Source organism: Streptomyces sp. NPDC020597 (assembly GCF_044335095.1).
GTDB lineage: Bacteria > Actinomycetota > Actinomycetes > Streptomycetales > Streptomycetaceae > Streptomyces.
Genome location: NZ_JBIRUL010000006.1, coordinates 319037 through 339962, shown reverse-complemented (window position 1 = coordinate 339962; position 20926 = coordinate 319037). Strand labels below are relative to the sequence as shown.

Here is a 20926-nt window from a genome sequence, read left to right as displayed (position 1 = left end):
TTGACAACTTCTAAAGTGTGCGGGGTGCCGCTCTTTTGAGCGCCCGTGCCGATATCCACGGGATTCTTTCCCGGTACACGGATTCCCCGAACGGGTGAATTCACGCCGTCGGCGGATTTACAGGGCCGGTGGATTCATGGTGAACCGTGCGGTGACCTCGGCGCGGACCTGGATGCGCTGGGGTTCGAGGTCGAGGGGTTCGGGGTCCTGGGGTTCGGTGTCCGCCGCGGCGCGGGAGAAGCGGACGGTGCGGCGGTCGAAGGCGGAACGGGGCCTGGGGCCGCCTGTCGCGGTGTCGGTGAGTTCGAGGAGGGCGGCGACGGTGGTGTCGAGTGCTTCGGCGTATTCCCTGGCGCGTTGGACGGCGTCGTGGACGGCGTGGCGGCGGGCGGTGCGGTGGGCCGGCGAGGTGGGGCGCAGGTCCCACCAAGGGCCGTCGACCCGGGTGAGTTCGAGGTCGGCGAGGCGGGTGGCGAGTTCGCCGAGGGCGGTGAAGTCGGTGAGTTCGGCGGTGAGGCGGACGGTGCCGTGGTAGGTGCGGACGCGTTCGCCTCGGCGGTGCGGTTCGAGTTCGGGGGTGAGGGTGAGTGCGCCGGTGGAGAGGTTCTCGACGGTGTCGCCGTAGGACTTGATGAGGTCGAGGGCGGTGGCGTTGCGGCGGGTGAGGTCGTCGAGGGTGGTGCGGCGGTCGCGGCCGCGGGCGGTGAGGGTGACGGCGATGCGGGCGATCTCCGGGTCGACTTCGAGTTCGGCCTCGCCGCGGACCGTGAGGTGAGGGGTGTCGGGGGTGCCGTAAGGGGGGTTCTGCGGGGAGGTCATACGTCCCACCTTGTCACTGGTTCCGGTGTTCGGGGGTGTGGGCCGACCCTTGCGGTCATCAGATCGCAACCTCCTGGACCTGTTGCCGTCGGCGGTTGCCGGGTCAGAATCTACGCGCGTCGTTGACCATCCCCCGAGGAGCACGAGACATGCCGTTGAACCGCCGGAAGTTCCTGAAGAAGTCCGCCGTGACCGGGGCGGGGGTGGCGATCGCGGGGGCTGTGGCGGCTCCGTCGGCGCAGGCCGCGACGTCGCAACTGCCGGGCAAGCCGGGCAAGCAGCCGAAGCGGTACTCGCTGACCGTGATGGGCACGACGGACCTGCACGGTCATGTCTTCAACTGGGACTACTTCAAGGACGCGGAGTACAAGGACGCGGCGGGCAACGCGCAGGGTCTGTCGCGGATCTCGACGCTGGTGAACCGGATCCGGGCGGAGAAGGGGCGCGAGAACACGCTGCTGCTGGACGCGGGTGACACGATCCAGGGCACTCCGCTGACGTACTACTACGCGAAGGTCGACCCGATCACCGCCAAGGGCGGTCCGGTGCATCCGATGGCGCAGGCGATGAACGCGATCGGGTACGACGCGGCGGCGCTGGGCAACCACGAGTTCAACTACGGCATCGAGACGCTGCGCAAGTTCGAGTCGCAGTTGCGCTTCCCGTTGCTGGGGGCGAACGCGGTGGACGCGAAGACGCTGCGGCCGGCGTTCCAGCCGTATGTGATCAAGACGTTCTGTGTGAAGGGCGCGCCGCCGGTGAAGGTGGCGGTGCTGGGGCTGACGAACCCGGGCATCGCGATCTGGGACAAGGCGTACGTGCAGGGGAAGCTGGCGTTCCCGGGGCTCGAGGAGCAGGCGGCGAAGTGGGTGCCGAAGCTGAAGTCGCTGGGTGCGGACGTGGTGATCGTGTCTGCGCACTCGGGTTCGTCGGGTACGTCGTCGTACGGTGACCAGTTGCCGTATGTGGAGAACTCGGCGGCGTTGGTGGCGCAGCAGGTGCCGGACATCGACGCGGTGCTGGTGGGGCATGCGCATGTGGAGATTCCGGAGCTGAAGGTCGTCAACGCGAAGTCGGGGAAGACGGTCGTGCTGTCGGAGCCGTTGGCGTACGCGGAGCGGCTGTCGGTGTTCGATGTGGAGCTGGTGTTCGAGAAGGGGCGGTGGTCGGTCGAGTCGGTGTCGTCGAAGGTGCTGAACTCCAACTCGGTCGCCGACGACCCGAAGATCACGAAGCTGCTGGGTGACGAGCACGCGAAGGTCGTGGCGTATGTCAACCAGGTGGTGGGCACGGCGACGGAGACGTTGACGACGGTGGAGGCGCGGTACAAGGACGCGCCGATCATCGACCTGATCACGAAGGTGCAGGAGGACGTCGTGAAGGCGGCGTTGGCGGGGACGTCGTACGGGTCGCTGCCGGTGATCGCTCAGGCGTCGCCGTTCTCGCGTACGTCGGAGATCCCGGCGGGGCAGGTGACGATCCGGGATCTGTCGAGCCTGTACGTGTACGACAACACGCTGGTGGCGAAGTTGCTGACGGGTGCGCAGGTGCGGGCGTACCTGGAGTACTCGGCGCAGTATTTCGTGCAGACGGCGGCGGGCACGGTGGTCGACACGGAGAAGCTGACGAACGCGGCGGGGCGTCCGGACTACAACTACGACTACGTGTCGGGTCTGTCGTACGAGATCGACATCGCGCAGCCGGCGGGTTCGCGGATCAGGAACCTGACGTTCGCCGGTGCGGCGTTGGACGATGCGCAGCAGTTCGTGCTGGCGGTGAACAACTACCGGGCCAACGGGGGCGGCGCGTTCCCGCATGTGGCGGCGGCGAAGGAGCTGTGGTCGGAGTCGACGGAGATCCGTACGCGGATCTCGGAGTGGGTGACGGCGAAGGGTGTGCTGGACCCGAAGGACTTCGCGTCGGTGGACTGGAAGCTGACGCGTGAGGGTGTGCCGGTGTTCTAGGGGTTCTGGAGCTCCCCGGTCCCTGGGGCGGTGTGTCGTGCGGTGGCCTGGTCGGTCACCGTGGGCGCACCGCCCTTTTCGTGTCCTGCGGGTCGTCCTGGCGGTGTCTAGCGCAGGTCGACGAGGGGGGTGAGGGTGGGCGCCTGCCGGGCCGTGGGGACGCGGGGGTGGGGCTGGGGTTGTTCGAGTCCGAAGGTGGTGAAGGCGGTGCGGGTGGGCAGGGGGTAGGTCTCTTTTCCGGTGAGGGCGTTGAGGATGGTGGCGCTGCGCCAGGCGGCGAGGCCGAGGTCGGGGGCTCCTACGCCGTGGGTGTGGCGTTCGGCGTTCTGGACGTGGACGTTGCAGCCGGTGGCGGTGATGGAGGGGTCGAGGACGAGTCGGTAGTGGGCGTCGATGCGGGGGCGTTCGCTGTTGTCGCGGCGGATGTAGGGGTCGAGTCCGGCGAGGATGCGGTCGAGGGTGCGTTCGCGGTGGCCGGTGGCGAGGACGACGGCGTCGGTGGTGAGGCGGCTGCGGGTGTTCTGCTGGGTGTGTTCGAGGTGGAGTTCGATCTGGGTGGTGGAGATGCGGCCGGCGGTGCGGACGGTGACGCCGGGGGTGAGGACGGCGTCGGGCCAGCCGCCGTGGAGGGTGCGGCGGTAGAGCTCGTCGTGGACGGCGGCGAGGGTGTCGGCGTCGATGCCTTTGTGGAGCTGCCATTGGCCGGTGAGCAGGCGGTCGCGGACGCTTTCGGGAAGGGCGTGGAAGTAGCGGGTGTAGTCGGGGGTGAAGTGTTCGAGGCCGAGTTTGGAGTACTCCATGGGGGCGAACGCTTCGGTGCGGCCGAGCCAGTGGAGTCGTTCGCGGCCGGCGGGGCGGTGGCGGAGGAGGTCGAGGAAGACCTCGGCGCCGGACTGTCCTGTTCCTACGACGGTGACGTGGCCGGCGGTCAGGAGGGCGTCGCGGTGGGCGAGGTAGTCGTCGGCGTGCAGGACGGGGACGCCGGGTGCGTCGGCGAGGGGGCGCATCGGGTCGGGGATGTGGGGTTCGGCGCCGATGCCGAGGACGACGTTGCGGGTGTGGGTGCGGCCGAGGGCCTCGGCTTCGCCGGCTGCGTCGAGTTGGGTGAAGTCGACTTCGAAGAGGTCGCGTTCGGGGTTCCAGCGGACGGAGTCGACCTGGTGGCGGAAGCGGAGTCCGGGGAGTTGGTCGGCGACCCAGCGGCCGTAGGCGTCGTATTCGGCGCGCTGGATGTGGAAGCGCTCGGCGAAGTAGAAGGGGTAGAGGCGGTGGTGGGTCTTGAGGTAGTTGAGGAAGGTCCAGTCGCTGGTGGGATCGGCGAGGGTGACGAGGTCGGCGAGGAAGGGGACCTGGATGCGGGCGCCGTCGATGAGGAGGCCGGGGTGCCAGTCGAAGCGGGGGCGTTGTTCGTAGAAGACGGCGTCGATTTCGGCGAGGGGCTGGGCGAGGGCCGCGAGGGAGAGGTTGCTGGGGCCGACGCCGATGCCGACGAGGTCGCGGGGGGTGTCGGCGTCGGGGTGCGGGGGCGTGTTCATGCGGGGGTGTTTCCTTCCACCAGTCGCAGGAGGGCGGTGAGGTCGGCGGGCCGGGTGTGGGGGTTGAGGAGGGTGGCCTTGAGCCAGAGCCGGCCGTCGAGGCGGGCCCGGCCGAGGACGGCGTGGCCTTGGGTGAGGAGGCGGCGGCGGATGTCGGCGACGGCTGTGTCGGTGGTGTGTGCGGGCCGGAAGAGGACGGTGCTGAGGGTGGGTGGGGCGTGGAGTTCTAGGTGGGGGTGGGCGGTGATGAGGTCGGCGAGCTGCCGGGCGTGGTCGCAGACCTGGTCGACGAGGGCGCCGAGGCCGCTGCGGCCGAGGGTTTTGAGGGTGACGGCGATCTTGAAGGCGTCGGGGCGGCGGGTGGTGCGCAGGGAGCGGCCCAGGAGGTCGGGGAGGCCGGCTTCGGTGTCGTCGTCGGCGTTGAGGTAGTCGGCGTGGTGGTGGAGGGCGGTGAGGTCGTGGGGGTCGCGGACGGCGAGGAGTCCGGCGGCGACGGGCTGCCAGCCGAGTTTGTGGAGGTCGAGGGTGACGGTGTGGGCGGCTTCGAGGCCGGTGAGGAGGGGGCGTCGGCGGTCGCTGAAGAGGAGGCCTCCTCCGTAGGCGGCGTCGATGTGCAGTCGGGCGCCGTTGGTGCGGCAGAGGGCGGCGAGGGTGGGGAGCGGGTCGATGAGTCCGGCGTCGGTGGTGCCGGCGGTGGCGGCGACGAGGAGGGGGCCGGACCGGGTGGTGAGGGTGTGGTGGAGGGCGGCGGGGTCGAGGACGCCGGTGGGGGTGGGGAGGACGACGGGTTCGGGGAGGCCGAGGAGCCAGGCGGCGCGGGGCAGGGAGTGGTGGGCGTTGGCGCCGCAGACGAGCCGGAGGGCGGGTCCGTGTGCTTCCCGGGCGAGGAGCAGGGCGAGGTGGTTGGCTTCGGTGCCGCCGGTGGTGACGAGGGCGTCGGCGGGGGCCGGGTCGGTGGCGGCGGCGGACGGTGTGGGGGCTGTGCCCGACGGCGTGGGGGTGGAGGTGGGGGTGGGGGGTGTCCGGTTCGGGTGGCCGTAGATCTCCGCGGCGAGGGCGTGGGTGAGCAGGGCTTCCAGTTCCGAGGCGGCGGGCGCCTGGTCCCAGGAGTCGAGGGAGGGGTTCAGGGCGGAGGCGGCGAGGTCGGCTGCGGTGGCGACGGCGAGGGGCGGGCAGTGCAGGTGGGCGGCGCACAGGGGGTGGGCGGGGTCGGCGGCGCCTGCGGCGAGGGCGTGGACGAGGGTGTGCAGGGCGTCGGGGTCGCCGTGTTCGGGCAGGGGGTCGCCGACGGCTTCGCGGACGCGTGCGGCCACCGTGTGCGGTCCGCCTGCGGGCAGGGGTCCGCCGCGGGAGCGGGCACCGGCGTCGAGCGCGTCGAGGACGGTCGCCAGCAGCGGGCGCAGGGCGTCGGAGCCTTCGGGGCCTGAGGCGAGGGGCGGCATGCTCACGGGGAATCCTCCGGGGCCGGGGGCGGATGCCCGCAGCGGGGAGGTCCAGCTTGTCGGCCGGGGCGGCGACGCGCCCGGAAAGCCCGGCGACAGGAACCCGAAAGTGGGTACTTCGGCGCGTGCGAGGGCTGCCGGCGTGGGAGGTGGGGTTCGGGCGCGTGGCGGCGACCGTGCCGTCGAGTCGGTCGCCGGGGAACACTTCCTCGAACGGCTGGGCTGCGCCGTGGCGGAGCCGGGTTCTCGGAGCGTGTCACGGAACGCACGGGAAGTCGGTGCGCGCCCGAGCACCGCGTCCCGCCGGGGCCGTCGGCAACCGGCGGTCGGGGCCGCGTGAAGGGGCGGTGCGGCGGGCCGAGTGGGGACTCGGCCCGCCGGCAGGGCCCCGCACGCGCCGGCCCGGGGCGTGCGGGGCCCTCGTGCGGGGCGTCGCCGGGTGTCAGGCCTGGTGTGCCTCGCGTACGCGCAACGCGCGTGTCAGGTCGTCGAGTTGGTCGACGAGTTTGCGGCGCAGGGCCGGGATGGGCCGGGCGTCGGCGAGGCACTGTTCGCCCAGCCGCAGGGTGTCGGGGTCCACGGCGTGGGCGGGGAAGGCCCAGCGGCCGGCGGCGTCCGCGATGGCGGGGCCGCGGCGGGCGGCGACGGCGACGGCGTCCTGGTAGAAGCGCGGGACGTAGCCGGCGACGAGGTCGGCCTGTTCGGGCTGCCAGAAGCCCTGGGCGGTGGCCGTGAAGAGGTAGTTGGAGAGGTCGTCGTCCTCGAACATGGCGGCCCAGGCGGTGCGTTTGGCCTCGGCGTCGGGCAGGGCGGCGCGGCAGCGGGCGGCGCCTTCGCGGCCGGTGGCTGAGGGGTCGCGGTCGAGTTCGGCGGTGATGGCGTCGTCGTCGATCGCGCCGAGGACGGCGAGCCGGGCGAGGACGCGCCAGCGCAGGTCGGGGTCGAGTTCGGGGCCGCCGGGGACGGTGCCGTCGGCGAGCCAGGCGGCGATGGTCTCGGGGTGGGCGGCGACGGCGATGAAGTGGCGTACGGCGATGAGCCGCAGGCTGGGGTGGTCGCCGTCCTCGGTGCGGCGGATGAGGTCGCGGCACAGTGCGGAGAGGGCGGCGAGGGCGGCGGGGCGCTGTTCGGGGGTGGCGTAGCGGTCGGCGGCCTGGCCGGAGGCGAAGGTGAGGACGCCCTGGACGAGGGCGAGGTCGGTCTCGTGCGGGAGGTGGGCGCGGGCGGTCTCGAGGTAGGCGGCGGGGGCGAGTTCACCGTCGCGGACGGCGTCGCGCAGGGCGTTCCAGACGACGGCGCGGGTGAGTGGGTCGGGCAGGCCGCTGAGGCGGGCGCGGACGGTGTCGAAGGATCCGGGGTCGAAGCGGACCTTGGCGTAGGTGAGGTCGCCGTCGTTGAGGAGGAGCAGGGCGGGGCGTTTGCCGAGGGGTTCGGGTGCGCTCTGCGGGATGTCGATCTCGAGGCGTCGGCGCAGGGTGAGGTGGCGGTCCTCGTCGGCGAGGTCGAGGTCGTAGAGGCCGACGCCGACGCGGTGGGGCCGGCTGCCCTGGTGGTCGACGGTGAGGGTGTGGTCGCCGTTGGAGCCGCTGACGGTGGGGACGAGGGTGTCGACGCCGGTGGTGCGCAGCCAGGCGTCGGCCCAGGCGTGGACGTCGCGGTCGGTGTGGGCGGCGAGGGAGTCGATGAAGTCGGCGAGGGTGGCGTTGGCGAAGCGGTGCCGGGCGAAGTGGGTGTTGATGCCGGCGAGGAAGTCCTTCTCGCCGAGCCAGGTGACGAGCTGGCGCAGTGCGGAGGCGCCCTTGGCGTAGGAGATTCCGTCGAAGTTGAGGAGTGCGGAGGCGGTGTCGTCGACGTTCTCGGGGGCGACGGGGTGGGTGGAGGGTCGCTGGTCGGCGTCGTAGCCCCAGGGTTTGCGGACGACGCCGAACTCGGTCCAGGTGCCGTGGAAGCGGGTGGCTTCGATGAGGGTCTGGTAGCCCATGTACTCGGCGAAGGACTCGTTGAGCCAGATGTCGTCCCACCACTGGAGGGTGACGAGGTCGCCGAACCACATGTGGGCCATCTCGTGGGCGATGACCATGGCGCGGGTCTGGCGTTCGGTGTCGGTGACGGCGGAGCGGTAGACGAACTCGTCGCGGAAGGTGACGAGGCCGGGGTTCTCCATGGCGCCGGCGTTGAACTCGGGGACGAACGCCTGGTCGTAGGAGTCGAAGGGGTAGGGCTCCTCGAACTTCTCGTGGTAGCGGTCGTAGCAGGCGCGTGTGATGTCGAGGAGTTCGTCGGCGTCGGCGTCGAGGTAGGGGGCGAGGGAGCGGCGGCAGTGGAGGCCGAAGGGCAGTCCGCGGTGTTCGGTGCGCACGGAGTGCCAGGGGCCGGCGGCGACGGCGACGAGGTAGGTGGAGACGAGGGGGGTGGGTGCGGCCTGCCAGCGGCCGTCGCCGAGGTGTTCGGTGATGCCGTTGGCGAGGACGGTCCAGCCTTCGGGGGCCTGGACGGTGAGTTCGAAGACCGACTTGAGGTCGGGCTGGTCGAAGGCGGCGAAGACGCGCTGGACGTCTTCCATGAACAGCTGGGTGTAGAGGTAGGTCTCGCCGTCGGTGGGGTCGGTGAAGCGGTGCATGCCTTCGCCGGTGCGGGAGTAGCGCATGCTCGCGTGGACGCGCAGTTCGTGCTCGCCGGCGGTGAGGCCGGTCAGGGCGAGCCGGTTGTCGTCGAGCGTCTGGGGGTCGACGGGCTCGCCGTCGAGGGTGACGGAGTGCAGTTCTGCGGGCCGGATCTCGACGAAGGTGTCCCCGTGGGTGCGCGCGGCGAACCGGATGACGGTGCTGGACTCGAAGGTCTCGTCGCCGGTCGTCAGGTCGAGCTCGATGGTGTAGCGGAGGACGTCGAGGAGTTTGGCACGGCTCTGCGCTTCGTCGCGCGTCAGTACGGACATGCACGACATGCTGCCTGATGCCGCTGGCCGGGCACAGGGGCGGATCGGTACGCGCCCTATGTCCGTTCTCGCGCCGGAGCGCCGGTCAGGGGCCGTTCTCGTGCCGGTCGTGTGCCGGTTCCGCGCCGGTGACGGGCTGGTGGTGGGCCTGTGCCGGGGGCCGGTTCGAGTGGGTTGCCGTGCGGTCCGGGTCAGTCGCGTGGGGGCGCGGCGGTGTCCTCGGCGATGCGCTCGTGGTGGCGGATGACCTCGGCGATGATGAAGTTGAGGAACTTCTCGGCGAAGGCGGGGTCGAGCTTGGCGCTCTCGGCGAGGGTGCGCAGCCGGGCGATCTGGCGGGCCTCGCGGGCCTGGTCGGCGGGCGGGAGCTGGTGGCGGGCCTTGAGGTGGCCGACCTGCTGGGTGGCTTTGAAGCGTTCGGCGAGCATGTGCACGACGGCCGCGTCGATGTTGTCGATGCTGTCGCGCAGCCGGGCGAGTTCCTCGCGGACGGCGGGGTCGACGTCGCCGGCGCCGGGCGTGCGGGTGTTGCTGGTGGTCATGGGCGATCACCCTAGGGCATGTCCGGACGGGCTTCGCGGGCTGCCCGTACAGTGGAATCGGGTCCTCGGCGTGTTGGGGGTGCGGCGTGGCGAACGGTGGGCCGGTCGAGCACGGTTACCCGCATCTGGAGACGGTGCGGGCGGCGTTGACGGCGTTGTACAGACGGTTGTCGTACGACACGATCCACCAGTTCGCGACGAGTGTGGCGCCGGCCGATGTGGCGTTCTGCGACACCGACGACCTGCATCTGGGGGCGCAGCGGGTGGCGCGGGAGCTGGTGCGGCACTACCGGTTGCCGGATGCGCGGATGGTGGTGGCGTTCCGGGAGATGGAGCATGCGGCGCACATCGAGCTCGCGGCGGGGCCGGAGTACTTCGTCGAGCTGAACGATCGTTTCCGTACGCATCGCCGGGACATCGGTGCGGCGCTGGCGCACGAGATCATGCACGTCTATCTGCACCGGGTGGGGTTGTCGTTCGCGGGGACGCGGGACAACGAGATCCTGACGGACACGGCGACGACGTATCTGGGGGCGGGCTGGCTGCTGCTGGACGCCTACCGGGTGGACGGGGTGTCGTCGCAGAAGCTGGGGTATCTGACGCCGGAGGAGTTCGGGTACGTGCTGGCGAAGCGGTCGCTGGTGTTCGGTGAGGATCCGTCGGTGTGGTTCACGAGCGCGCAGGCGTACGCGGCGTACGGGCGGGGTCTGGAGCGGGCGCGGTGCGACGAGCGGGAGCCGCCGCTGACGGCGGCGGGCTGGGCGGGGCGGCGGCGTTACGCCCGTGACCGCCGGCATGCGCAGGGTGTTCGGGCGGGGTCGGGGGATGCGGGCGCGCCGTATGCGTTCGTGCGTGATCCGCAGGGGCCGTTGCGGGTGATGTTCGCGTGTCCCACCTGTCGTCAGCGGATCCGGGTTCCGGTGCGGGGGCGGGTCCGGGCGCGCTGCGGGTTGTGCAGGACCGTGCTGGAGTGCGACACGTGAGGTGCGGTGCGGTCGCGGGCGGGCGGACGGGTGCCGCGGTGCGGGTGTCACGCGCCGTAGACGCGTCCCGGTGGTTCCGCGTCCGCGAGGAGCTTGCGTGCGGTCTCTCCCGCCTCGGCGGGGCTGCGGCGTCTTGCGGTGTCCGCTGTGGGGCCGGGCCGCCAGCCCTGCATGACGGTGATCCGGCCGCCCTCCGTCTCGAAGACGTGTCCGGTGACGCCTTCGCTGGCGGTGGAGCCGAGCCAGACGACCAGCGGGGAGACGTTGCCGGGGGCCATGGCGTCGAAGCCGGTGTCGGGGGCGGCCATGGCGGCGGCGAAGGTGTGTTCCGTCATGCGGGTGCGGGCGGCGGGCGCGATCGCGTTGACCTGGACGCCGTAGCGGGCGAGTTCGGCGGCTGCGACGAGGGTGAGGCCGACGATGCCGGCTTTCGCGGCGCTGTAGTTGCCCTGCCCGACCGAGCCGAGCAGTCCCGCGCCGCTCGCGGTGTTGATGACGCGGGCGGCGGGTGTGCGGCCTGCCTTGGTCTCGGCGCGCCAGTGCGCGGCGGCGTGCTTGAGGGTGAGGAAGTGGCCCTTGAGGTGGACGCGCAGGACGGCGTCCCAGTCGTCCTCGTCGAGGTTGACGAGCATGCGGTCGCGCAGGAAGCCGGCGTTGTTGACGAGGGTGTCGAGCCGGCCGTACGCCTCCAGGGCGGTCGTCACGAGGGAGGCGGCGCCCTGGGGGGTGGCGATGTCGCCGCCGTGGGCGAGGGCGGTGCCGCCGGCCGCGCGGATCTCGTCGGCGACCTGCCGGGCGGGGTTGTCGGGGCCGGGTGCGCCGTCGAGTCCGACGCCGAGGTCGTTGACGACGACCCGGGCGCCCTCGGCGGCGAAGGCGAGGGCGTGGGCGCGCCCGAGGCCGCGGCCGGCGCCGGTGACGACGACGACCCGTCCGTCGCAGATTCCGTTCATCGCGGGTCTCCTCTCAGGTCTCTCAGGTCTCTCATGTGGCTCATGTGGCTCATGTGGCTCATGTGGCTCATGTGGCTCATGTGGCTCACGCTTCTCGGGTCTCTCACGTCTCTCGGGTCGGCCTGTCGGCGGTGGCGGCGTCGAGGAAGGCGGGTCGTTCGCCCCCGCCGTGCAGGAGCAGGCTCGCCCCGCTGATGTAGGCGGCCGCGTCGGAGGCGAGGAAGACGGCCGCGTCGCCGACGTCGTCGGGGAGGGCGAGGCGGCCCAGCGGCACGGTGCGGGCGACGGCCTCGACGCCGTCGTCGTCGCCGTAGTGGAGGTGGGTGCGCTCGGTGTGGACCATGCCGACGACCAGGGTGTTCACGCGGATCTCCGGCGCCCATTCGACGGCCATGGACCGAGCGAGGCTCTCCAGGCCCGCCTTGGCCGCGCCGTAGGCGGCGGTGCCGGGCGAGGGGCGGCCGCCGCTGACGCTGCCGATCATCACGATGGAGCCCCGGGTGCGCCTGAGGTGGTCGTGGGCGGCGAGGGACACCGTGAGCGGGGCAAGGAGGTTGAGCTCGATCACGCGCGCGTGGCGGTGCGCGTCGGCCGCGGCGAGCGGCCGGTAGGGGGCGCCTCCCGCGTTGTTGACGAGGACGTCCAGCCGGGGCAGCCCGGCGAAGAAGGCCGTCACGGCGTCGGCGTCCCGTACGTCCAGCGGCGCGAACCGGGCTGCGTGGACGGGGGTGTCGGGCGGGCGGCGGGCGCAGACGACGACCTCGGCGCCGGCGCGCGCGAGGGAGCGCGCGATGCCGGCGCCCACTCCCCGGGTGCCGCCGGTGACGACGGCGACCTTCCCGTCCAGCTTCATCGGCTGCTACCTTTCCACCTAACAAACGTTTGGTGGAAAGGTAGCTGATGCTTCCATGGGTGTCTCCACCTCGTCCCCGGAAAAGGGGGCGGAAAAGGGAATCGCGCTCGTCACGGTCGACTTCCCGCCGGTGAACGCCCTGCCGGTGCACGGCTGGTTCGCCCTGGCCGACGCCGTGCGCGCGGCCGGCCGCGATCCGGCCACGCGGTGCGTGGTGCTGGCCGCCGAGGGGCGGGGCTTCAACGCGGGCGTCGACATCAAGGAGATCCAGGCACAGGGGCCGGGGGCGCTGATCGGCGCCAACCGCGGCTGCTTCGAGGCGTTCGCGGCGGTGTACGAGTGCGAGGTCCCCGTCGTGGCGGCCGTCCAGGGGTTCTGCCTGGGCGGCGGCGTCGGCCTCGTGGGGAACGCGGACGTGATCGTCGCGAGCGAGGACGCCGTGTTCGGGCTGCCCGAGCTGGACCGGGGCGCGCTGGGCGCGGCCACCCATCTGGCCCGGCTCGTGCCCCAGCATCTGCTGCGCGCCCTCTACTACACCTCGCGCACGGTCACGGCGGCGGAGCTGCACGCGCACGGCTCGGTGTGGCGGGTGACGCCCCGCGGCGACCTGCGCGCGGCCGCGCTGGAGCTGGCCGGGGAGATCGCCGCGAAGGACGGCGAGCTGGTGCGGCTGGCCAAGGCCGCCATCAACGGCATCGACCCGGTCGACGTGCGTCGCAGCTACCGCTTCGAGCAGGGGTTCACGTACGAGGCGAGCGTCGGCGGTGTGGCCGACCGGGTCCGCGGCGCCTTCGGCGGGGCCGCACGGGAGGAGAGCTCGGGTGAGTGACAAGACGATGAGCGCCGAGGAGGCCGTCTCCCGTCTGGAGAGCGGCATGACCCTCGGCATCGGCGGCTGGGGCTCGCGCCGCAAGCCGATGGCGCTGGTGCGTGCGCTGCTGCGGACGGACGTCACCGACCTCACCGTGGTCTCGTACGGCGGCCCGGACGTCGGCATGCTCGCGGCGGCGGGTCGGATCCGCAGGCTGGTCGCCGCCTTCGCCACCCTGGACTCGATCCCGCTCGAGCCGCACTACCGGGCGGCCCGCGAGCGCGGGACGCTGGAGCTGACGGAGGTCGACGAGGCGATGTTCCTGTGGGGGCTGCGCGCGGCGGCGCACCGGCTGCCGTTCCTGCCCGTGCGGGCGGGCCTGGGCTCCGACGTGATGCGGGTCAACCCCGGTCTGCGGACGGTGACGTCGCCCTACGAGGACGGGGAGACGTTCGTGGCCATGCCCGCCCTGCGGCTGGACGCCGCGCTGGTGCACGTCAATCGAGCCGACCGGCTGGGCAACGGGCAGTACCTGGGCCCGGACCCGTACTTCGACGACCTGTTCTGCGAGGCGGCGGACACGGCGTACGTCAGCTGCGAGCGCGTCGTCGACACGGCCGAGCTGACCAAGGAGGCCCCGCCGCAGTCGCTGCTGATCAAGCGGCACACGGTGACGGGGGTGGTCGAGGCCCCGAACGGGGCGCACTTCACGTCCTGCGCACCCGACTACGGCCGGGACGAGGCGTTCCAGAAGCGGTACGCGACGACGCCCTGGGCGCAGTTCTCGGCCCGTTATCTCGCCGGGGACGAACAGGCGTACCGGTCTGCGGTCGGGGAGGACTCGTGAGCGGGACCACGCGCGCCGAGTACTGCGTGATCGCCTGCGCGGAGGCCTGGCGGGACGCGGGCGAGATCCTGGCGAGCCCCATGGGCGTGATCCCCTCGGTCGGCGCCCGGCTCGCCCGGCTCAGCTTCTCGCCGGATCTCCTGCTGACCGACGGCGAGGCGCTGATCGTGCGTCCGGACGGGACGACGGAGGGCTGGCTGCCCTACCGGCAGCATCTGGAGCTGGTCACCGGCGGCCGGCGGCACGTGATGATGGGCGCGAGCCAGATCGACCGGTACGGCAACCAGAACATCGCGTGCGTCGGCGACTGGGCGAAGCCGGTGCGGCAGCTCCTCGGGGTGCGCGGTGCGCCGGTCAACACCCTGAACAATCCGACGAGTTACTGGGTCCCGAAGCACTCCCGGCGGGTGTTCGTCGCGAAGGTCGACATGGTGTGCGGCGTGGGGTACGACCGTGCGGCCGGGGCCCGGCACCACCGCCTCGGGCGGGTCGTCTCCGACCTCGGCGTCTTCGACTTCGCCACGCCCGACCGGTCGATGCGGCTGGCCTCGCTGCATCCCGGGGTGAGCGTCGAGGAGGTACGGGAGGCGACGGGGTTCGATCTCGCCGTCGCCGACGAGGTGCCGTACACCCGTGAGCCGACCGCTCAGGAGCTGCGGCTGATCCGTGAGGTGATCGACCCGGGCGGCGCGCGGGCCCGGGAGGTGGCGGTCTGATGGAGACGGCGTTCACCCGGCTGGTCGGGGTGCGTCACCCGATCGTGCAGACCGGCATGGGATGGGTGGCGGGTCCGCGGCTGGTGTCGGCGGCGGCGGACGCGGGCGCGCTGGGCGTCCTGGCCTCGGCGACGATGACGCCGGACCGGCTGCGGTCGGCGGTGCGGGAGGTGAAGTCGCGCACGGACGCGCCGTTCGGGGTGAACCTGCGGGCCGACGCGGCGGACGCCGGCGACCGGGTCCGGATCATCGTCGACGAGGGGGTGCGGGTCGCGTCGTTCGCGCTCGCCCCCTCCGCCGAGCTGATCGCCGCGCTCAAGGAGGCGGGGGTCGTGGTCGTCCCGTCCGTAGGGGCCCGCCGGCACGCCGAGAAGGTGGCTGCGTGGGGTGCGGACGCGGTGATCGTGCAGGGCGGCGAGGGCGGCGGCCACACCGGAGAGGTGGCGACGACGGTCCTGCTGCCGCAGGTGGTGGACGCGGTGGACGTCCCCGTCGTGGCGGCGGGCGGCTTCTTCGACGGGCGCGGTCTCGCCGCCGCGCTGGCGTACGGGGCGGCCGGCGTCGCGATGGGCACGCGGTTCCTGCTGACGTCGGACTCGCCGGTCCCGGAGGCGGTGAAGGCGCGGTATCTGGCCGCGACGGTACGGGACGTCACGGTCACCCGGGCGGTGGACGGCCTGCCGCACCGCATGCTGCGCACTCCGCTGGTCGACGGCCTGGAGGACGCGGGCCGGGTCCGGGCGCTGCTGCGGGCGGCGCGGCACGCGGCGGGCTTTCGCAGGGTGTCCGGTCTCACCTGGCGGCAGATGGTCCGTGACGGCCTGGCGTTGCGGCACGGCAAGGACCTCGCCTGGAGCCAGGTGCTGCTGGCCGCGAACACGCCGATGCTGCTGAGGTCGGCGATGGTGGAGGGCCGCCCGGAGGCGGGCGTGATGGCCGCCGGGCAGGTCGCCGGGGTGATCGACGACCTGCCGTCGTGCGCGGAGCTGGTGGAACGGATCATGAAGGAGGCGCAGGACGTGCTGGCCGCCCTGGACCGGCTCGCCGCGACGTGACGGCCGCCGCGCGAGCCCCGTCCCGCGCACCCGTCAGAGCCGCTCGATGATCGTCACGTTGGCCTGGCCGCCGCCTTCGCACATCGTCTGCAGGCCGAACCGGCCGCCGGTGCGCTCCAGTTCGTGCAGCAGCGTCGTCATCAGCTTCGCGCCGGTCGCGCCGAGGGGATGACCGAGGGCGATCGCGCCCCCGTTGACGTTGACCTTCTCCGGGTCCGCGCCGGTCTCCTTCAGCCAGGCCAGGACGACGGGCGCGAACGCCTCGTTGATCTCGACGAGGTCGAGGTCGTCGATCGTGAGGCCGGTCTTCTTCAGGGCGTGCGCGGTGGCCGGGATCGGGGCCGTCAGCATGCGGATGGGGTCCTCGCCGCGCACCGAGAGGTGGTGGACGCGGGCCCGCGGCCGCAGCCCGTGCTCGCGGACGGCGTCCGCGGAGGCCAGCAGCAGCGCGGCCGCGCCGTCGGAGACCTGTGAGGAGCAGGCGGCGGTGACGGTGCCGCCGTCGATGACGGGCTTCAGCGCGGCCATCTTCTCCAGAGAGGTGTCCCGGCGCGGCCCTTCGTCGGTCGTCACGTCCCGGTAGGCGACGGTCTCGCGGGTGAAGCGGCCCTCGTCGATCGCGCGTACCGCCCGGCGGTGCGAGCGCAGCGCGAACTCCTCCTGGTCCTGCCGGCTGACGCCCCACTTGGCGGCGATCATCTCGGCGCCGGCGAACTGGTTGACGGGCCGGTCCCCGTAGCGGGCGCGCCAGCCCTCGCTGCCCGCGAAGGGGCCCTGGGTGAAGCCGAGGGGTTCGGCGGCCTGCCGGGTGGCGAAGGCGATCGGGATCTGCGACATGTTCTGCACGCCGCCCGCGACGACCAGGTCCTGGGTGCCGGACAGCACGCCCTGGGCGGCGAAGTGCACGGCCTGCTGCGAGGAGCCGCACTGCCGGTCGACGGTCACGCCCGGCACCTCCTCGGGGAGGCCGGCGGCCAGCCAGCAGGTCCGCGCGATGTCCCCGGCCTGCGGTCCGACCGTGTCCAGGCAGCCGAAGACGACGTCCTCGACGGCCGCCGGGTCCACGCCCGAGCGGGCGACGAGCTCCTTCAGCACATGCGCGCCGAGATCCGCCGGGTGCACCCCGGACAGACCTCCCCCCCGCCGCCCGACGGGCGTACGGACCGCTTCGACGATGTAGGCCTCGGCCATGGCAACTCCCTCATGCAAAGGGGCACGTCAGTGGACTATTCACGGACGGCGATGCCGTCCAGCACCATCGACAGGTACTGGCGGGCGATCTCCTCCGGGCTGTGCTGCCCGCCGGGCCGGTACCAGGACGCGGCGACCCACACCGTGTCGCGGACGAACCGGTAGGTAAGACGGACGTCGAGATCGGCCCGGAAGACCCGGGCGCCGACGCCCCGTTCCAGCGTGGAGAGCCACGCCGTCTCGAACCTGCGCTGCGAGTCGGCGAGGAACGCGAAGCGCTCCTGCGCCACGAGCTGCCTGCTCTCCTTCTGGTAGATCGCGACGGCGGCGCGGTGCCGGTCGATCTCCCGGAACGACTCGGTGACCAGGGCTTCGAGGGTCTCGCGGGGGCCCAGTGGGGCGGCCAGGACGGTGTCGTAGCCGTCCCACAGCTCGTCGAGGAAGCTGCGCAGGATCTCCTCGAGCATCGACTCCTTGGAGTCGAAGTGGTAGTAGAGGCTGCCCGCGAGCATGCCCGCGTGGTCGGCGATCTTGCGCACGGTGGTGGCGTTGTAGCCCTGCTCGGCGAAGACCTCGGCGGCGGTCTCGAGGAGTTCGCGGCGCCGGGCGGGCGCGGCGGTCACCTGGGGCTTCTTCTTCGCCGCCGGTTTCGCAGCAGGCTTGGCGGAAGGCTTCGTAGGAGGCACGCGTCCATTGTCGTCCTAGGGATGCTGGCCACTGACGGAGACCACTTCGCCGGTCATGTACGAGGAGTAGCCGGACGCGAGGAACACGATCACGTTGGCGACCTCCCAGGGTTCGGCGTACCGTCCGAAGGCCTCGCGCCCGGTGAGCTCCTCGAGCAGCTCGGCGGAGGTGACCTTCACCAGGTGGGGGTGCATGGCGAGGCTGGGTGAGACGGCGTTGACCCGTACGCCGTAGGAGGCGGCCTCGATCGCGGCGCAGCGGGTCAGCGCCATCACGCCCGCTTTCGCGGCGGCGTAGTGCGCCTGTCCGGCCTGGGCGCGCCAGCCGACGACGGAGGCGTTGTTGACGATGACGCCGCCGCCGGTGTCGCGCATCCGCCGCAGGGCGGCCCGGGTGCAGCGGAAGGTGCCGTTCAGCGTGACGTCGAGGACGCGGGTCCACTGCTCGTCCGTCATGTCGGCGAGGTGCGCGGTGCCGCCGAGGCCGGCGTTGTTGACGACGACGTCCAGCCTGCCGTGGGCGGCGACGGCGGCGTCGAAGAGGGCCCGCACCTGCTCCTCGTCGGTGACGTCGCAGGGCAGGGCGGCCACCGAGGCCGGCCCGAACTCCTCGGCCAGCGCGCTCTCGTGGGCCTTGAGCCGACGGGTGTGGGCGTCGCTGATCAGCACCCGGGCCCCTTCCTCCAGGAAGCGGCGGGCGACGGCTCCGCCGATGCCGGCCCCGGCCGCGGCCGTGACGACGGCGGTGCGCCCCCTGAGCAGCCCGTGACCGGGCACGTATGCCGGACTCTCGACGACTGTCATGGAGCCACGCTAACCTACCAAACACTTGTTAGGGAAGAACGGTCCCGCGAGAAGCACCCGTAGGAGAGCGCCCGTGGATCTCACGCACTCCCCCGCCGACGAGGCGTTCCGCGCCGAGGCCCGGGACTGGCTGCACGCCCATGTGCCGCCCGAGCCGCTGCCCTCGCTGGAGACCGCCGAGGGCTTCGCCGCGCACCGCGCGTGGGAGGCCGAACTGGCCGAGGGCTGCTGGTCGGCGGTGAACTGGCCGCGGCGGTACGGCGGCCGGGACTGCGGCCTGGTGCGCTGGCTGCTCTTCGAGGAGGAGTACTGGGCCGCGGGCGCCCCGGGCCGGGTCGGCCAGAACGGCGTGAGCCTCCTCGCGCCGACCCTCCTCGCGCACGGCACCGAGGAGCAGCGCGCGCGGGTGCTGCCCGCGATGGCGCGCGGCGAGACCGTCTGGGCGCAGGCCTGGTCGGAGCCGGAGGCCGGTTCGGACCTGGCGTCGCTGCGCGCCCGGGCGGTACGGGTTCCCGGCGGCTGGCGGCTCACCGGCCAGAAGACCTGGTCCTCGCGTGCGGCCTTCGCCGACCGCGCCTTCGGCCTGTTCCGCAGTGACCCCGAGGCCCCGAAACCCCATCAGGGCCTCACGTACGTCATGTTCGACCTGCGGGCGAAGGGCGTCACCGTCCGCCCGATCGGCCGCCTCGACGGGAAGCCGGCGTTCGCCGAGCTGTTCCTGGACGAGGTGTTCGTGGCGGACGACGACGTGATCGGCGAGCCGGGCCAGGGCTGGCGGATCGCGATGGCGACGGCGGCCGACGAACGCGGGCTGACGCTGCGCTCCCCGGGCCGCTTCCTCGCGGCGGCCGACCGGCTGCACGCGCTCTGGCGGGACCGGGGCAGTCCGCAGGACGCGCGGGCACGGGTCGCCGACGCCCTGATCGGCGCCCGCGCCTACCAGTTGGCCACCTACGCGACAGCCTCCCGGTTCCTCGGCGGTGAGCGCGTCGGGGCCGAGGCGAGTCTGAACAAGGTCTTCTGGTCCGAGTACGACATCGCCCTGCACGAGACGGCGCTGGATCTCCTCGGCGAGGAGGGCGAGTTCGCGGAGGAGGAGTGGCCGCAGCGATATGTCTTCGCTCTCGCCGGGCCGATCTACGCGGGCACGAACGAGATCCAGCGCGACATCATCGCCGAGCATCTGCTCGGCCTGCCGAGGGGGCGCCGGTGACGGTCTCGCCGCGCACCCCGGCAGCGGCGGCGCCCGGGCCGGCGCCGCATTTCCTCCTCGACGCCGAGCAGCGGGCGTTCGCCGGGTCGCTGGGCGCGATGCTGGCCGCGGCCGGCGTACCGGCCGTGATCCGCGACTGGAGCCGCGGCGAGCGGGCGGCCGGGCGGGCGCTGTGGTCGCGGATCGCCGCGGCCGGCGTCTTCGCGCTTGCGGTCCCTGAGGAGTACGACGGGCTGGGACCGCGGCCCGTGGAACTGGCGGTCGCGTTCGTGGAGTTGGGGCGGTATGCGGCGCCCGGCCCGCTGGTGGAGACGGTGGCCGCGGCCGCGGCGCTCGGCGCGCCGGGTCCGGCCGGGCGGTTCCTGCCGGGGCTCGCCTCGGGCGAGTCGATCGCGACGCTGGCGCGGGAGGGCGGGTACGCCCTGGACGGCGACGCGGCGACGGCACGGCTCGTCCTGGCCCGGGACGGACTGCGGCTCGCGCCGGGGCACGGTCCGGTCCGCGCGTGCCTGGACCCGGCCCGCCGGCTCACCCGGCTGCTGCCGGGCGGTGAGCTCCTCGACCCGGACCCGCCTGCGGACCGGGCCCTGCTGTGGGCGCGACTGGCCACCGCAGCGCAGGCGCTGGGCGTGGGTCTCGCACTGCTGGACCGGACGGTGGGGTACGTGCGGCAGCGCGTCCAGTTCGGGGTGCCCATCGGGTCGTTCCAGGCGGTCAAGCACCGGCTGGCGGACGCGAAGATCGCGCTGGAGTTCGCCCGTCCCCTGGTGCTGGGCGCCGCGGTGACGATGGCCCCGGCGGACGTGGCCGCGGCGAAGGTGAGCGCCTGCGAGGCGGCGTACGCGACCGCGCGCACCGCGCTCCAGCTGCACGGGGCGATCGGCTACACGGCGGAGTACGACCTGTCGCTGTGGCTGGCCAAGGCCCGCGCGCTGCGCACGGCGTGGGGTGATCCGGACGCCTGCCGGGCCCAGGTGCTGGACGGCCGCTCCTGACCCGCCGCCGGTGGTGGCGCGGCCCCACGTCCGCCCGCCGGGCACGCGCGGGGACGGCGGACGGTCAGCCCGTGACCTGGGCGACGAACGCGGCGAGGTGGGCGACCGTCCGCCCGATCCTCTCCTCCAGCGTGATCGTCTCCTGCAGACGCGCCCCGACGCCCGCGTCCCGCTTGCCCCGCACGTACAGCGAGCAGGCGAGGTCGCTGCAGATGTAGGAGCCCACCGAGTTGCCCTGCTGGCCTGCCCGGCCGGCCCTCGGCGCGACCATCAGCGAGACGCCGCCGGAGTGCGTGGTCAGGCACAGCCGGCACACGCTGCGCCGGGACTGCCCGGGGCCGGCGGCCGAGGTGCGCATCGCTACGGCCTTCAGCCGGCCGTCGAGCTCTGCGACCAGGTAGGCGCGGTCGGGGGCCTGGGGGTCGCGCCAGCCCAGGAAGTCCAGGTCGTCCCACGGGCGGTCGGCGAGGTCGCGCGGTACGGACAGTCGCCTTGCCTCGCCCTTGGTGCAGTTCACGAACGCGGCGCGGATCTCTGCTTCGGTCAGCGGCTTCATATCCGCGAGGCTAATTTGCCTAAAGG

19 protein-coding genes are annotated in these 20926 nt (G+C 72.6%); 8 read left to right on the top strand and 11 right to left on the bottom strand.

From position 1 onward, the window contains the following. Positions 1-117 precede the first annotated feature (117 nt). Entirely contained in the window at positions 118-819 is a 702-nt protein-coding gene (locus ACH4ZA_RS14015) for an SIMPL domain-containing protein (protein WP_398429496.1), read from the bottom strand. A gap of 149 nt (positions 820-968) precedes the next feature. Here ACH4ZA_RS14015 and ACH4ZA_RS14010 point away from each other — a divergent pair, with 149 nt between their 5' ends. Beyond that, positions 969-2783 carry a bifunctional metallophosphatase/5'-nucleotidase gene (locus ACH4ZA_RS14010; protein WP_398429495.1) on the top strand — a complete coding sequence of 605 codons (1815 nt, stop codon included), beginning with the start codon at positions 969-971 and terminating at the stop codon, positions 2781-2783. A gap of 107 nt (positions 2784-2890) precedes the next feature. Here the strand turns inward: ACH4ZA_RS14010 and ACH4ZA_RS14005 are convergent, their stop codons facing one another. The 4 genes from ACH4ZA_RS14005 to ACH4ZA_RS13990 all read right to left on the bottom strand — a co-directional run bounded on the left by ACH4ZA_RS14005 (position 2891) and on the right by ACH4ZA_RS13990 (position 9237). Next, positions 2891-4318: a lysine N(6)-hydroxylase/L-ornithine N(5)-oxygenase family protein gene (locus ACH4ZA_RS14005; protein ID WP_398429493.1), complete on the bottom strand. Its 1428-nt coding sequence runs from the start codon at positions 4316-4318 to the stop codon at positions 2891-2893. Then, on the bottom strand, positions 4315-5766 hold the full coding sequence (locus tag ACH4ZA_RS14000; RefSeq protein WP_398429491.1) for a pyridoxal phosphate-dependent decarboxylase family protein: 1452 nt from the start codon (positions 5764-5766) through the stop codon (positions 4315-4317). The genes ACH4ZA_RS14005 and ACH4ZA_RS14000 overlap by 4 nt, the downstream gene beginning before the upstream one ends. A 436-nt stretch (positions 5767-6202) precedes the next feature. Continuing rightward, positions 6203-8695 carry an aminopeptidase N gene (gene pepN / locus ACH4ZA_RS13995; protein ID WP_319276663.1) on the bottom strand — a complete coding sequence of 831 codons (2493 nt, stop codon included), beginning with the start codon at positions 8693-8695 and terminating at the stop codon, positions 6203-6205. 191 nt (positions 8696-8886) lie between these two features. Beyond that, the gene (locus ACH4ZA_RS13990) at positions 8887-9237 is read right to left on the bottom strand and encodes a chorismate mutase (RefSeq protein ID WP_319276664.1); all 351 of its coding nucleotides are present in this window, start codon (positions 9235-9237) and stop codon (positions 8887-8889) included. An 86-nt stretch (positions 9238-9323) separates the two neighbouring features. Here ACH4ZA_RS13990 and ACH4ZA_RS13985 point away from each other — a divergent pair, with 86 nt between their 5' ends. Beyond that, complete coding sequence (locus ACH4ZA_RS13985; protein WP_398429490.1) at positions 9324-10220, top strand: hypothetical protein; 897 nt, start codon at positions 9324-9326, stop codon at positions 10218-10220. A 47-nt stretch (positions 10221-10267) separates the two neighbouring features. On the opposite strand, the gene ACH4ZA_RS13980 is transcribed toward ACH4ZA_RS13985, so the two are convergent. Next, on the bottom strand, positions 10268-11173 hold the full coding sequence (locus ACH4ZA_RS13980; RefSeq protein ID WP_398429489.1) for an SDR family oxidoreductase: 906 nt from the start codon (positions 11171-11173) through the stop codon (positions 10268-10270). A 103-nt stretch (positions 11174-11276) separates the two neighbouring features. Next, positions 11277-12026 (bottom strand): SDR family oxidoreductase, encoded by a 750-nt coding sequence (locus tag ACH4ZA_RS13975; RefSeq protein WP_319276667.1) that lies wholly within the window; start codon positions 12024-12026, stop codon positions 11277-11279. Between the two features lie 55 nt (positions 12027-12081). Here ACH4ZA_RS13975 and ACH4ZA_RS13970 point away from each other — a divergent pair, with 55 nt between their 5' ends. Genes ACH4ZA_RS13970 through ACH4ZA_RS13955 form a run of 4 tightly spaced genes read left to right on the top strand, consistent with a single transcriptional unit; the run spans position 12082 to position 15455 of the window. After that, positions 12082-12855: an enoyl-CoA hydratase family protein gene (locus ACH4ZA_RS13970; protein WP_319276668.1), complete on the top strand. Its 774-nt coding sequence runs from the start codon at positions 12082-12084 to the stop codon at positions 12853-12855. Further along, a complete protein-coding gene (locus tag ACH4ZA_RS13965; RefSeq protein ID WP_319276669.1) occupies positions 12848-13684 on the top strand; it encodes a CoA-transferase in 837 nt (278 codons plus the stop codon). Before ACH4ZA_RS13970 ends, ACH4ZA_RS13965 begins: the two co-directional genes overlap by 8 nt. Further along, a complete protein-coding gene (locus ACH4ZA_RS13960; protein WP_319276671.1) occupies positions 13681-14400 on the top strand; it encodes a CoA-transferase in 720 nt (239 codons plus the stop codon). Before ACH4ZA_RS13965 ends, ACH4ZA_RS13960 begins: the two co-directional genes overlap by 4 nt. Beyond that, the gene (locus tag ACH4ZA_RS13955; RefSeq protein ID WP_319276673.1) at positions 14400-15455 is read left to right on the top strand and encodes a nitronate monooxygenase; all 1056 of its coding nucleotides are present in this window, start codon (positions 14400-14402) and stop codon (positions 15453-15455) included. The genes ACH4ZA_RS13960 and ACH4ZA_RS13955 overlap by 1 nt, the downstream gene beginning before the upstream one ends. Before the next feature lie 33 nt (positions 15456-15488). On the opposite strand, the gene ACH4ZA_RS13950 is transcribed toward ACH4ZA_RS13955, so the two are convergent. From ACH4ZA_RS13950 to ACH4ZA_RS13940, 3 genes are read right to left on the bottom strand one after another with little or no spacing between them, the layout of a single operon-like run. Then, complete coding sequence (locus tag ACH4ZA_RS13950; protein ID WP_398429487.1) at positions 15489-16646, bottom strand: acetyl-CoA C-acetyltransferase; 1158 nt, start codon at positions 16644-16646, stop codon at positions 15489-15491. Between the two features lie 35 nt (positions 16647-16681). Further along, positions 16682-17332 (bottom strand): TetR/AcrR family transcriptional regulator, encoded by a 651-nt coding sequence (locus ACH4ZA_RS13945; protein WP_319276677.1) that lies wholly within the window; start codon positions 17330-17332, stop codon positions 16682-16684. A 15-nt stretch (positions 17333-17347) separates the two neighbouring features. After that, positions 17348-18136: an SDR family oxidoreductase gene (locus ACH4ZA_RS13940; protein WP_319276678.1), complete on the bottom strand. Its 789-nt coding sequence runs from the start codon at positions 18134-18136 to the stop codon at positions 17348-17350. Positions 18137-18209: 73 nt separating this feature from the next. Between ACH4ZA_RS13940 and ACH4ZA_RS13935 the strand changes: the two genes are divergently transcribed. After that, positions 18210-19349 carry an acyl-CoA dehydrogenase family protein gene (locus ACH4ZA_RS13935; RefSeq protein ID WP_398429485.1) on the top strand — a complete coding sequence of 380 codons (1140 nt, stop codon included), beginning with the start codon at positions 18210-18212 and terminating at the stop codon, positions 19347-19349. A gap of 98 nt (positions 19350-19447) precedes the next feature. After that, complete coding sequence (locus ACH4ZA_RS13930; RefSeq protein WP_398429517.1) at positions 19448-20344, top strand: acyl-CoA dehydrogenase family protein; 897 nt, start codon at positions 19448-19450, stop codon at positions 20342-20344. A 64-nt stretch (positions 20345-20408) separates the two neighbouring features. Here ACH4ZA_RS13930 and ACH4ZA_RS13925 read toward each other — a convergent pair whose 3' ends face one another. Beyond that, complete coding sequence (locus tag ACH4ZA_RS13925) at positions 20409-20900, bottom strand: FBP domain-containing protein (protein WP_398429484.1); 492 nt, start codon at positions 20898-20900, stop codon at positions 20409-20411. Between the last annotated feature and the right edge of the window lie 26 nt (positions 20901-20926).